Genomic DNA, 13601 nt, shown 5'->3' with positions numbered 1-13601 from the left:
TGGATGCATAAGGTAACGAATTTGATGACCTTCTTATTTAGCTTGTTTCTTCGCTTGTTTAACAAATTGTGTTCGATTTACTATCAACTCTTTACTTTTTCAACGCTTCTAAAGCCAATAAGCGAAAATAGGAAGCGGCTGGGAAAAGTGCCGTTTCATCTACTATAAACTTCGGATGATGCAGGTCATATGGACCGCCTGAACCTAACATTACGAAAGCACCTGGTATTTTTTCTTGGTAAAAAGCGAAATCTTCACCTATTGAGCTAGCTTCTAGCGTTTTTGTCGTGTAGCCTGCTGAGTCTCCAACCTGAAGCATCAAATCTGCCCATTCTGGCGTATTATCAACTGATGGGGGACCTGGATGCCAAGATAATTCAACTTTCGCATTGAATGTTTCACTTATACCATGTAAGACTTGTTTCATACGTTTATGTATAAACTCTCGTTGGATTTTACTGAAGGTGCGTACGGTCCCTTCTAAATATGCACTATCAGGGATAACATTCCACGTTGATCCACTATGAATTTGAGTGATGCTCAAAACGGCGGTCTCTTTTGGTGCCACATTTCGGCTGATGATGGTTTGCAGCGTTGAGATAATTTGTCCTGCTATGATAATCGGATCATTCCCCTCTTCCGGTTTGGCCGCATGTGAGCCAGTTGCTTTAACATGCACTTCAAAGCGATCGACTCCCGCTGTCAATGCACCATGTTTTGTTCCTAACTCCCCAACTTTCAACGTCGGATCATTATGAAGACCAAAAATCACATCCACATCATCCAACACACCGGTCTCCATTAAAGCACTTGCACCGTGTCCCGTTTCCTCTGCAGGCTGAAATATCAAACGAATCGTTCCGGCCATATCTCTTTCTTCTTTTTTTAATAAAAAAGCAGTACCCAAAATGACAGAGGTGTGAAAATCGTGACCACATGCATGCATCACGCCGACGTGCTTTGAAGGGAAGCTCACCTCAGATTGCTCCAAAATCGGTAAAGCATCAATATCGGAGCGAAGTGCTATCGTAGGTCCAGGCTTGCTTCCTTTTATCTCAGCTACCACACCCGTTTTCAATGGAAAATTAAGTATCTTAATATCCTGAGATTGAAGTGCTTCTTTAATTTTCCTAGTCGTTTCAAATTCTTCGTTTGATAACTCAGGTGTCATATGAAGATCACGCCTGAATTTCAATAGATAATTCTCTAATTCTATATTGCTAATAGTCAACGGTTATCCATCTCCTCAAAAATACGATTAAAAGTTTTCCACATTCATTCTCATGAAAAAATTAAAGAACGAAACTAATTCCAAGGAATATCAATTGAAGCAGCTATCGCTTGTTGATAAACGTGTAAAGTATGAGTTCTAATTTATGTAGCATGGTAAGCATCTGATGGAATGAAGTCAATCATATCCCAGAAATGAAAAGTGTTTATTTTGAATATTTTCCATTGACAATTTATTATACAAAATGCTACCATTTGAAGTAATTTACTATATTAACGTATCAATACAAAAAAGTATTTAATTTCAATAGTAGTAAAAAAGTAAAGACATTACATACACTTTGGGCGGAAGAAACCCTCTTCTAATTGGAAGCGGGTTTTATTTTAGCAATAATTCAGAGTAAACCAGTAAGGATATTTATATTATAAATCCCCTGCGTTTAAAAGTGAAGACACAAAGGAGTAATTGACACATGAAAAAGAAAAAAGTAAAACTAGGTGTATTTTTGGCTGGAACAGGACATCACGTTGCTTCTTGGAGACATCCAAACGCCAATCCGAAAGCTAATATGAACATCGATTATTTTAAGGGGTTAGCGCAGACTGCAGAAAAAGGATTATTTGATTTATTATTTTTGGCAGATAGTTTGTCAGTTGCAAAGGACTCGCACCCTAATATTCTGACACGATTTGAGCCATTGACCCTGTTATCTTATCTAGCCTCGGCGACTTCCAATATTGGTTTGGTTTCAACAGCCTCCACCACCTACGAAGAACCCTTTAATGTTGCTAGAAGATTCGCTTCTTTAGACCATATTACCTCGGGCCGTGCTGGCTGGAACGTAGTCACAACGTCCCTTGCCTCTACAGCAGCAAATTTTAATAAATCAGAACATCTAGAACATAGTCTACGTTATAAAAGAGCTACTGAATTTGTTGAAGTTACCAAGAAATTGTGGGACTCATGGGAAGACGATACGTTGATTATTGATAAAGAAACAGGTCAATTTATTGATGAAAGCAAGTTTCATGAAATCAATCATCAAGGTGAGTTCTTCACTGTAAAAGGACCATTAAATGTTTCTCGCTCTCCTCAAGGGCATCCGGTTATCGTACAAGCAGGCTCTTCTGGCGATGGGCAATTGCTTGCAGCAAAGCACGCAGAGATTGTCTTTACTGCGCAGGAGAACAAGGAAGACGCGATTTCATTTTACAATGAGTTAAAAAGTCATTTGGCCGCTTTTAATCGGGAGAAAAGCAGCTTGAGTATTATGCCAGGATTGTTCCCGATTGTGGGACAGACTGAGAAGGAAGCCAAAGAGAAGTATGAGGCATTACAGGAGTTAATTATTCCCGAAATAGGGTTGGCTATTATGGGAAGGTATTTTGGAAATGTGGATTTTTCGAGTATCCCTTTGGATACACCGTTTGCTGATATTTCATTGCCTGATAATGTAGATAGTATCCAAAGTAAATATGATTTGATCGTTAAACGAGCGACCAATGAAAATTTAACATTACGTCAGACATATCAATGGGTTGCAGGTTCACGTGGACATCATATCGCAATTGGAACACCAACGCAGATTGCGGATAAGATTGAAGATTGGGTGAATGAAAATGCAGCTGACGGCTTTAATATTATGCCAGCCCTATTACCTGATTCTTTAACAGATTTTGTTGAACTTGTTGTCCCTGAACTGCAATCAAAAGGAATTTTCCGTACGAAATATGAAAGTAACACATTACGAGGGAATCTTGGCCTGGATAAACCGGTCAATCAATATTCTCATAACTTTTAAACTTCTTACACCTGGATGATGGTTCGCAAAGACAGAGCCACCCCACCGAAGAAGAAATTACTAGAGTATAGGAGGTACGAGATGAGTCAAATATTTCGTGAAGTACAAGTAGAAGATGTGGATAAATTTCTTCGTTTAACATTAGATGCTTATGCGAGTATTCGAGAATTGGATATTCACTTCTCTGCGTCAACAGCCACAAGAGAGGAAGCGATTAAACACATAACCGAAAATAAGGTATATGTTCTGGAGGAAAATGGGACATTCATTTCCACCGTATCGATTCGGTTACCATGGGGCCCAAATCCTGGCCCGCTCGTATTGCCACACATAGGCTGGTTCGCTACAAACCCTGCATATAAGCGTCAAGGCATAGGGAAAAAAGTTCTGTCATGGCTCGAAGAAGAAATTTTGAAGAAGCAACTGAGAGCCCCCGCGGTTACACTCGGAACCGCGGATAATCATCCATGGCTAAAAGAAATGTACGAAAAAAGTGGATTTGAAGAGATAGGTCAAAAAGATTTAGGCAAAGGTCATCTCACGATATATTTGAGGAAAATATTGCAACCGGAACAATATCAAGCTTGGACTGCAAAACATAATCAAACTATTTAATAATTAGGAGGAAAACAACGATGAAAAAAATCCTTTCCCTTGGACTCTCTTTACTTTTCATAGTAGTACTTGCAGCATGTGGCAATTCAAAACAAGAGGATACGGCAAAAGATTCCTTGCAAAAAACAATCAAAGTGGGGTCAACTGGCCAAAGCTATCCAAATGGTTATCAAGAGGATGGTAAATTAATTGGTTTTGACGTAGAAGTTACAGAACGCATCGCTAAGGATTTAGGATACAAGGTAGAGTGGGTCACTTCTGATTTCAGTGGGATAATGGGGCAATTGGGATCAGGTAAATTAGACACCGTTGCGAATGCGGTTGCTATAACACCAGAACGCCAAGAGCAATTTAATTTTACAGAGCCATATAGTTATTATGGTGCACAAATTGTATCAAGCACAAAAAACAATGATATTAAAAGTTTGGCTGATCTTAAAGGCAAAACCGTTTCCGGTGTGTTGGGGTCTAATAACGTTGCGAACCTAGAAAAATATGATAAAAACGGCGATATCAAAATACGAACCTATGAAACTCGGGATGGCGCAATGCAAGATGCCATTAACAACCGTGTTGATGGATATATCAATTCCCGCCCAATCCTAGTTGCAGAAATAAAGAAAAATGATCTTCCGTTAAAACTAGTCGGTGATCCAGTTGCCTATGAAAATGTAGGATATCCATTTCCCAAGACAGAAAAGGGAAAAAAATTAAATGAAGAATTCACGACAGAAATAAAAAAACTTAAAGAAGATGGTACATTAGCGAAGCTATCCAATAAATATTTTGGTGAAGATATCACCACGAATTCCGGCGAATAACATAGCGGAGGTTTTAAAGCATTATGAATTTTGATTTACAATATATGTTGGAAATTTCCCTACAAATCGCAAAATTTATTCCGATCACTCTGGTTTTAGCCATCATTTCGATGGTTTTAGCCATTATTATCGGACTTGTAGTAGCCTTAATAAGAAATAGTACTATTTTTGGAATCACCCATTTGGCAGGCTTATATATCTCTTTATTTCGAGGGATGCCAACATTGGTACTTTTATTCATCATTTACTACGGTTTACCACAGTTATTCCCGTCGTTGTCAACGATGGAAGCAATCACGGCGGCGATCATTGGATTTAGTTTGAAAGAATCCTCCTATTTAGCAGAAATTTTCCGAGCTGGATTGAATTCCGTGGACAAAGGGCAGATGGAAGCGGGCCTTGCAACTGGCATGAAACGAGTGCAGATTTACTCGCGAATCATTTTACCACAGGCTGCTTTAAATGCATTGCCAGCAACAGGAAATACATTTATATCTTTGATTAAAGAAACGTCCCTTGCCTTTACATTAGGAATCACGGAACTATTTGCAGAGGGAAAAATGATTGCATCCGCTAACATGCGCTTTTTCGAGACGTATTTGGTGGTTGGCTTGATTTACTGGCTATTGGTTATTCTTTATTCTTGGATACAAAAATATCTGGAGATTTGGCTCAGCAAACCACTTAGAAGGTGATCATATGATAAAAGTAAGAAACTTAACCAAACATTTTGATGATAAACAAGTATTGAACGATATTAACTTGGATATAAAAACCGGGGAAGTTGTCGCCATTATTGGTCCTTCGGGTTCTGGAAAATCAACGTTATTACGCTGTCTGAACTTGTTGGAAAAGCCCAACAGCGGCACCATAGAAATCAAGGATGTAAAATTGGATACCCAAAAATATAAAGAGAGAGACGCGTATCAATTAAGACAGCAAACAGCGATGGTATTCCAACACTATAACCTATTTAAAAATAAAACGGCCTTAAAAAACGTGATTGAAGCGTTGCTTGTCAGCAAAAAGATGAAAAAAGAGGAAGCCATTCAAATCGGCGAGGATTTATTGAAACGGGTTGGCTTAGAAAAACAGGCAAAACAATACCCCGCTACCTTATCTGGTGGACAACAGCAGCGTGTTAGCATCGCTAGAGCTTTAGCTGTAAAGCCACATGCCATTTTATTTGATGAACCTACCTCCGCTCTTGACCCTGAATTGGTTAATGAGGTTTTGCAAGTAATACGGGAGTTGGCAAAAGAAGATACCACTATGGTGATTGTGACGCACGAAATGCAATTTGCGAAGGAAGTCGCGGACCATGTCATTTTCATGGCTGATGGACATATTATCGAACAAGGCACCCCAGAACAAGTAATTGACCATTCTCTTAATCCGAGAACGCAGCGTTTTTTACGGCAAATGGGAGATGAATCAGACGGAGCAGCCAGGTAAAAAAGGAAGTGGTGTGGATGAACACGGAAATGTTAGAAGAAGCGATCTATTATTCTAATCCTTTGGAAAATGAGTTGGTAAAAAATGCTGCCATCGAAGGAATGCTTGATTATCTAGCTGTTTCCTATCAAACAAAATCTGAGAAAGAGATTACGATTTTAAAACAAATCATTTTGGATGAAGGCGGAAATGGAAAGAGTTACTTGATTGGAAGTGACATTCAAGCAACAAGGGCCCAAGCAGCACTCTTCAATGGCTTTCAAGCTCATTTACTAGATTATGATGATGTACATTCAGATGTAAGAGGCCATCCAAGCGCAGTCATTTTGTCTGCTTTGTTAGCGGTGGGAGAACCAGAAATGCCCGGGAATCGTTTTTTAGCTGCCTATGTGATTGGTGTGGAGATTATGGCTCGGTTTGGCGAAGCTATGAACCCCTATCATTATACAAAAGGTTGGCATAATACAGCTACACTAGGCGTGATAGCTGCTGCTGGGGCGATTGCATACTTACGGGAATATCCTCCACGTTTAATAGCTGAAACGATGAGTCTGGCCGCTACGCAATCGGCGGGTCTTCGGCTTCAGTTTGGTACTGTGGTAAAGCCACTCCATGTAGGAATTGCTGCTAAAAACGCTGTGGATTCAGCGGATTGGATTCGTGCGGGATTACATAGCAACCCAGACTTCTTAAATGGAAAGAACGGTTTCTTTGAGGTATATGCGGATAATGGAGTTCCCGATTTGACAGTAAATTGGGGAAAGACATGGCGTATCGTTACACCAGGGTTATGGTTTAAACAGTACCCTTTTTGTTCTGCTGCTGCACATGGCGTGGAAGCAGCTGTTTTTTTACAAAAGAAGTACGATTTGTCGGATGAAGATATTCAATCGGTGAGTGTTTGCTTTCCTCCAAATGGTGATTCCGCTTTGATACATCGTAACCCCGCGACTGGTGAAGAAGGAAGATTTTCGATCGAGTATATAGTATGGCTCGCGCTCTCAGGCAAACCGCTGACCTTTTCATCTTTTGAATCGACACCTATTCCATCTTCATGGAGAAAATCTTTTCAGAAAGTAACTAGAGAGATAGATGTAACGACCAAGCCTTCAAAGACAGCACTCCCAGTGGGACGATTTACAATTGTGAACGTGACCACAACAAGTGGGGATGTGCTTTCGAAACGAATCGATACACCTAAAGGAAGTCCTGGGAATCCTTTAACTAAATCCCAACTAAAAGAGAAATTGCTTCAAGCCGTAGGAGATGACGTAAAGACAGAAAAAATAATTGCATCTGTCCATGCACTAACTCACACAGAACTTGGTGTTTTTCAAGAAGCAACTACAGAAGCTGAATGATAGTATTTTAGGCGGACAGTGTTTATATACTGTTCGCCTATTTTGTATACCTAGCAATATTGGCTGCTCATTAATCCTAAGTGAATTTACTCGTGAGTTTTACTGATTTACTCGTGAGTTTTGTTCCTTTACTCGTGAATTTTACTGATTTACTCGTGAGTTTCACTAATTTACTCGTGAATTCACCAGCCAACAAAAAAAGGAGCGCCATAATCGTTTTTATGGCACTTCTTTTTTCTGTTTAAGGTAATACCGACGAACCCATCAAGTAGCGGTCTACTTCCCTTGCTACTTCACGGCCTTCATTGATGGCCCAAACAATTAGGCTTTGTCCTCTTCTTGCGTCTCCAGCAGCAAAAACACCTTCGACATTCGTTCTGTATTCGCCATAGACTGCATCAATTTTTTGATTGACGGTTTCTACACCAAATTGAGTTAAAAGCGGCTGTTCTGTTCCTTCAAATCCGATTGCGATGAATACAAATTGTGCAGGCCATACTTTTTCCGTTCCCGGGATTTCTTTAAAAATGTATACTCCATCTTCCCCTTTAATTTTTTCCATTGAAATCGTATGCAGTTCTTTTACGTTGCCATTTTCATCCGCGACGATTTTTTTAGTTTGGATTGAATATTGGCGCGGATCTGCACCAAATTTCGCTTCCGCTTCTTCATACGCATATTCAAGTGAAAATACATTCGGGTAGGCTGGCCACATATTATCGGAAGTCCGAGCTGTCGGCAGGATAGGATGCTTCCCGAACTGTACGACACTCTTACATTCTTGGCGAAGAGCAGTAGCAACACAGTCAGCGCCTGTGTCTCCTCCACCAATTACAATGACATCTTTACCTTTTGTATTTAAAAATTGACCATCTTCAAAGTTGGAATCCAACAAGCTTTTAGTCGAAGTCGTTAGGTAATCCATCGCTAGGTGAATGCCTTTTGCTTCGCGCCCTTCAATTACTAAGTCACGTTGCTTTTGAGCACCTGTACATAGGATAACTGCATCATATTGATTTTGCAGTTCTTCAGATGAAATGTCTTTTCCAATTTCCGTATTCGTGACGAAATCGATACCTTCCTGGTTCAATAATTTGATTCGACGCGCAACGACATCTTTTTCAAGCTTCATGTTCGGAATGCCGTATGTTAATAGCCCGCCTGCACGGTCTGAACGCTCATAAACCGTGACCGAATGACCTGCTTGATTTAACTGATCAGCACTTGCTAATCCAGCAGGTCCTGAACCGATGATAGCAATTTTCTTTCCGGTCCTATATTCGGGGATTCGAGGTGTGATCCAGCCATTTTCAAACCCTTTATCGATTATAGTACGTTCGATGTTTTTGATGGCAACAGCAGGATCATTAATCGCAACCGTACAAGACCCTTCACAAGGGGCCGGACAAACGCGGCCCGTGAACTCAGGGAAATTATTCGTTTTCGTTAAACGGTCTAATGCTTCTTTCCATCTGCCGCGGTAAACCAAATCATTCCACTCTGGAATCAGATTATGAATCGGGCAGCCCGTTGTGACTCGGTTCAATTCCATGCCCATATGGCAGAAAGGGGTGGCGCAGTCCATACACCGCGCTCCCTGTGTACTTAACTTTTCATCAGAGAAAGGAGCTGTATACTCTCTCCAGTCGCTTAAACGAGTGAGAGGATTCCGGTCTTTTGGCTTTTCTCGCGGATAATCCATAAATCCTGTTGCTTTTCCCATCTTTCTCTCCCCTTCCTTACTGCATCACAGCTTGTTTTGTGGTTTTTTTATCTTGAACGGCATTTGCTTGAAATGCACTCATAATCGCTTCTTCGTCCGTCAGACCTGCATGCTTTTGCTCTTCGATACTTTTCATCATCCGTTTGTAATCTTTTGGAATGACTTTTACAAATTTCTTAACGAAATCGTCCCAATTCTCCAGTACATAAGAAGCTTTGGCGCTCTCTGTATAATGTAGATGGCTATGGAGCATTTCTTTTACTTCGTTCACATCATTTATATCCTCAAGTGTCTCGAATTCTATCATTTCTACATTGCATAATGCCTTAAATTCTTCTGCATTATCTGCAAGTACATAAGCGATACCGCCTGACATACCTGCAGCAAAGTTTTTGCCGACATCCCCTAGAATTACCACTCGCCCGCCTGTCATATACTCACAGCCGTGGTCGCCGATTCCTTCAACAACGACATTGACACCGCTGTTCCTAACCGCAAAGCGTTCTCCAGCACGGCCATTAATGTATGCTTCGCCGCTTGTTGCGCCGTATAAGGCGATATTTCCGGCAATGACATTATCTCCTGCCTCAATCTGATTACCAGTTGGTGCCGTGACAATGATTTTACCGCCGGATAAACCTTTCCCAACATAGTCATTGACATCGCCTGTCAAATACATCGACATGCCTTTGGGAATGAATGCACCAAAACTTTGGCCTGCTGATCCTGTGAAACGGAGTGTAATCGTATCTTCAGGCAACCCTTCTTCTCCATAACGTTTGGATACTTCACTACCGACAATCGTTCCGACTACACGGTTCACGTTCGTAATCGGGAAGCTAACATCCACTTGGGATTGATCATCTAAAGCAGGTTGCACAGCCGGTAAGATCTCCCGAATATCTAAGGATTCTTCAATTTTATGATTTTGAGGACGTTGGAAAGTACGAATGCCCTCTGGTTGGAAAAGAAGTGTCGTTAAGTTCAGATGTTTAGCTTTCCAATGCTTTTGAGCGCGTTCACTCACTTGTAAAACATCGGTGCGGCCAACCATTTCCTCCAATGTTCTAAAACCAAGCTCAGCCATTGTTTCACGAACTTCCTCAGCGATGAAGCGCATGAAATTTACAACATGATCCGGATCTCCTGCAAATTTACTGCGGAGCTCAGGATTTTGCGTGGCAACTCCGACCGGACATGTATCCAAATGGCAAGCACGCATCATTACACATCCAAGGACAACAAGTGGTGCAGTTGCAAAACCAAACTCTTCCGCCCCAAGGATCGCTGCCATAACTACATCGCGTCCCGTCATTAACTTTCCATCTGTCTCAAGGATTACACGACTACGCAGGCCGTTCAGCATCAACGTTTGGTGTGCTTCTGCAAGGCCTAGCTCCCAAGGAAGACCTGTATGTTTAATACTCGTTTTAGGCGAAGCACCTGTACCGCCGTCATATCCACTGATAACAATAACATCTGCAGCACCCTTGGCCACACCTGCTGCGATCGTGCCAACACCTGCTTTAGAAACAAGCTTGACGCTGATCCGTGCATCGCGATTTGCATTTTTCAAATCATGAATTAACTGTGCCAAATCTTCAATCGAGTAGATATCATGATGTGGTGGTGGTGAAATCAGACCAACACCCGGTGTAGAGCCACGAACTTCAGCAACCCACGGATAGACTTTGTTCCCCGGCAGCTGACCACCTTCACCTGGCTTCGCACCTTGCGCCATTTTAATTTGAAGCTCATCTGCATTGACAAGGTAATGACTTTTCACACCAAAACGCCCAGATGCAATTTGCTTAATCCCACTGCGGCGGTTATCACCGTTTTCATCCAATTGATATCGGCTTGGATGTTCTCCGCCTTCACCGCTATTGCTTTTTCCGCCTAAACGGTTCATCGCAATCGCTAATGTTTCATGTGCTTCCTGACTCAAAGAGCCAAATGACATCGCCCCTGTTTTAAATCGGCTGACGATGGATTCTACGGATTCCACTTCATCTATAGAGATACTTTGGCGCTTCTGATCGAATGAGAATAAATTACGTAAAAACCCGAGTCTCTCTTCATTCGCCAAGTTTGAATATTGTTTAAATAAACTGTAGTCACCTTTTCGGCAAGCCCATTGAAGTGTATGAATCGTTTTGGGGTTGAAAGCATGATGTTCCCCTGTTTTTCTCCACTGAAAGTCACTTCCGCTTTCAAGCGTCTGATCATAAGAATCTGCTGCAGCATTTTGGTGACGAATTAACGCTTCTTCTGCGATAGTTTCTAGCTCAATCCCGCTAAGCTGTGAAGCCGTACCATTGAAATAACGTTCAATCACATCTGCACTGATTCCTACCGCTTCGAAAATTTGAGCTCCGCGATAACTTTGAATCGTTGAAATACCCATTTTCGACATCACTTTTACGATGCCTTCTGTTAAGGAGCGAACGTATTTGTTTACCGTTTCTTCGTAGCTGATGGATAAACTGCCTTCTGATACAGCCTGCTTGTATGTTTCAAAGGCAAGATACGGATAAATGGCATCTACCCCATACCCGATAAGTGCCGCAAAGTGATGCACTTCCCTTGTTTCTCCTGTTTCAACGATAATGCTCACTTTCGTACGATTTCCATGACGAATAAGCTCTTGATGAAGGGCGCTCGCAGCCAACAAGGAAGGTATAGCAGCCTTTTCTTTGCTCATATTTTTGTCAGACAAAATTAAGAGACTAACACCTTCAGCAATCGCTTGTTCTGCTTCACGGCAGATTCGATCCAGTTCGCTCTCTAAATCTTCTGAAAATAGAGTTTGAATGACCTTGCTTTTGAATTCCGGATATACATTTTCTTTTAGCTGCTTCATCTGACCTGGCGTCAAAACAGGTGAATCCAATTGAATCCGGCGGCTATTTGTTTCATTTGGCTTCAGAAGATCTCCTTCCGCACCTAAGAAAGTCATCGTTGACGTGACAATTTGCTCACGAAGCGAATCGATTGGCGGATTGGTTACCTGTGCAAAGGATTGCTTGAAATAGTTGAATAACGATTGCGGACGGTCAGATAAGACCGCAAGCGGGATGTCATTCCCCATGGAACCTAATGGATCTTTACCTTCCTTAATAACCGGCAGTAGATATTTTTGAACATCTTCATACGTATAGCCAAACGCTTTTTGTCGGAAAAGCAAATCAGACAACAGTTCCTCTTCAACCACATGTTCTTCGTTATTTAATTGAACAAGCTGCTCATCCAGCCATTGCTGGTAGGGGTATTCCTGTGCCATTTCGGATTTGATTTCTTCATCTGAAATAATGCGGCCTTCCTCTAAATCTAGTAAAAGCATTCTACCTGGGCTTAAACGATCTTTATATAATACATTCTCCGGCTCCACATCGATCACGCCGACTTCAGAGGAGAAAATGATGTAATCATCTTTGGTCACATAATATCGTGCTGGTCTTAAACCATTACGATCTAAAATGGCTCCAATTTGTTTCCCGTTCGTAAAGGAAATCGCCGTTGGACCATCCCACGGTTCCATCAGCATGCTATGATATTCGTAAAAAGCCTTCTTTTCCTTCGTCATATGTGGGTTTTCCGTCCATGGTTCAGGAATAAGCATCATGGCTGCATGCGCCGGTTTACGACCTGCAAGTACGAAGAACTCAAGTGCATTATCAAGAATCGAAGAATCACTTCCATCTATATCTAATATAGGAAGGACCTTTTGCAAATCATCTCCAAATGCTTCTGAAACAAACTGCTGTTCACGCGCTTTCATCCAGTTTACATTTCCTCTAAGCGTATTGATTTCACCATTATGAATCAGGTAACGGTTTGGATGTGCCCGTTCCCAACTTGGAAATGTATTTGTACTGAAGCGGGAATGCACTAAAGCAAAAGCCGACACAAAATCCTCTTGTTGAAGATCAAGATAAAAAGCATCTACCTGCTCTGGTGTCAACAATCCTTTGTACACAATCGTAGTACTTGAAAGACTAGCAAAATAAAAACGATTACCACGTTCACGAGCCCAGTTTTCGGCTTGTTTTCTAATAATGAATAGTTTACGTTCAAAAGCTAAATCGTCGGATATCTCCTCACTAGCCCCAATGAATACTTGGCGGATCGTCGGACATGTCTCCTTGCCGACCTCTCCGATTTTTGCTACATCCACGGGAACCGTTCTCCAGCCTAAAAGCGTTTGTCCCTCTTGTTCTATAAATGCATTTAGACGTGCTTCAATCTCATTCCGTTCCAAATCATTGTTTGAGAAAAAGAGCATCCCCACACCATAGCGCCCTTTAGCTGGCAAATTCATTTCCGGGCATGCCAGTCTGAAGTATTTATCAGGAATTTGCACCATTAATCCTGCGCCATCTCCTGTAAGGGGATCGCTTCCTTGTCCTCCACGATGATCTAATTGACACAGCATCTTTAGTCCTTGTTTGACGATGTCATGTGTAGCAAGCCCTTTTAAATGAGCGTATAAACCGATCCCACATGCATCATGTTCAAATTCAGGATGGTAGAGACCTTGTGCCTTTGGTATTTGATTGTATGTCATATTAATCGCCCCCATCGTATTCTTATA

General features: G+C 41.5%; 9 protein-coding genes. 6 read left to right on the top strand and 3 right to left on the bottom strand.

The genetic code is table 11. The annotated features are described in order from the left end of the window. Window positions 1-91 precede the first annotated feature (91 nt). Window positions 92-1231 (bottom strand): amidohydrolase, encoded by a 1140-nt coding sequence (locus JFU50_RS13460; RefSeq protein ID WP_274608346.1) that lies wholly within the window; start codon window positions 1229-1231, stop codon window positions 92-94. 472 nt (window positions 1232-1703) lie between these two features. On the opposite strand from JFU50_RS13460, the gene JFU50_RS13455 reads away from it, so the two are divergent. The 6 genes from JFU50_RS13455 to JFU50_RS13430 all read left to right on the top strand — a co-directional run bounded on the left by JFU50_RS13455 (window position 1704) and on the right by JFU50_RS13430 (window position 7284). Next, window positions 1704-3032 (top strand): LLM class flavin-dependent oxidoreductase, encoded by a 1329-nt coding sequence (locus JFU50_RS13455; protein WP_201222870.1) that lies wholly within the window; start codon window positions 1704-1706, stop codon window positions 3030-3032. A gap of 81 nt (window positions 3033-3113) precedes the next feature. After that, entirely contained in the window at window positions 3114-3647 is a 534-nt protein-coding gene (locus JFU50_RS13450; RefSeq protein ID WP_201222868.1) for a GNAT family N-acetyltransferase, read from the top strand. Window positions 3648-3667: 20 nt separating this feature from the next. Continuing rightward, on the top strand, window positions 3668-4468 hold the full coding sequence (locus JFU50_RS13445; RefSeq protein ID WP_201186960.1) for an amino acid ABC transporter substrate-binding protein: 801 nt from the start codon (window positions 3668-3670) through the stop codon (window positions 4466-4468). A gap of 23 nt (window positions 4469-4491) precedes the next feature. Further along, window positions 4492-5163 carry an amino acid ABC transporter permease gene (locus JFU50_RS13440; protein ID WP_201186962.1) on the top strand — a complete coding sequence of 224 codons (672 nt, stop codon included), beginning with the start codon at window positions 4492-4494 and terminating at the stop codon, window positions 5161-5163. Window positions 5164-5167: 4 nt separating this feature from the next. After that, the gene (locus tag JFU50_RS13435; RefSeq protein WP_201186964.1) at window positions 5168-5923 is read left to right on the top strand and encodes an amino acid ABC transporter ATP-binding protein; all 756 of its coding nucleotides are present in this window, start codon (window positions 5168-5170) and stop codon (window positions 5921-5923) included. A 17-nt stretch (window positions 5924-5940) separates the two neighbouring features. Next, window positions 5941-7284, top strand: a complete 1344-nt coding sequence (locus JFU50_RS13430; protein WP_201222867.1) for an MmgE/PrpD family protein — start codon at window positions 5941-5943, stop codon at window positions 7282-7284. 241 nt (window positions 7285-7525) lie between these two features. Here the strand turns inward: JFU50_RS13430 and gltD are convergent, their stop codons facing one another. After that, window positions 7526-9007: a glutamate synthase small subunit gene (gene gltD, locus JFU50_RS13425; protein ID WP_201222866.1), complete on the bottom strand. Its 1482-nt coding sequence runs from the start codon at window positions 9005-9007 to the stop codon at window positions 7526-7528. A gap of 16 nt (window positions 9008-9023) precedes the next feature. Beyond that, window positions 9024-13574: a glutamate synthase large subunit gene (gltB, locus tag JFU50_RS13420; RefSeq protein WP_201222865.1), complete on the bottom strand. Its 4551-nt coding sequence runs from the start codon at window positions 13572-13574 to the stop codon at window positions 9024-9026. Window positions 13575-13601 lie beyond the last annotated feature (27 nt).

This window comes from Peribacillus sp. TH14 (genome assembly GCF_016651145.1).
Lineage (GTDB): Bacteria > Bacillota > Bacilli > Bacillales > DSM-1321 > Peribacillus > Peribacillus butanolivorans.
Note: the sequence above shows the minus strand (reverse complement) of the source record. Positions and strands in the feature narration are given on the sequence as shown.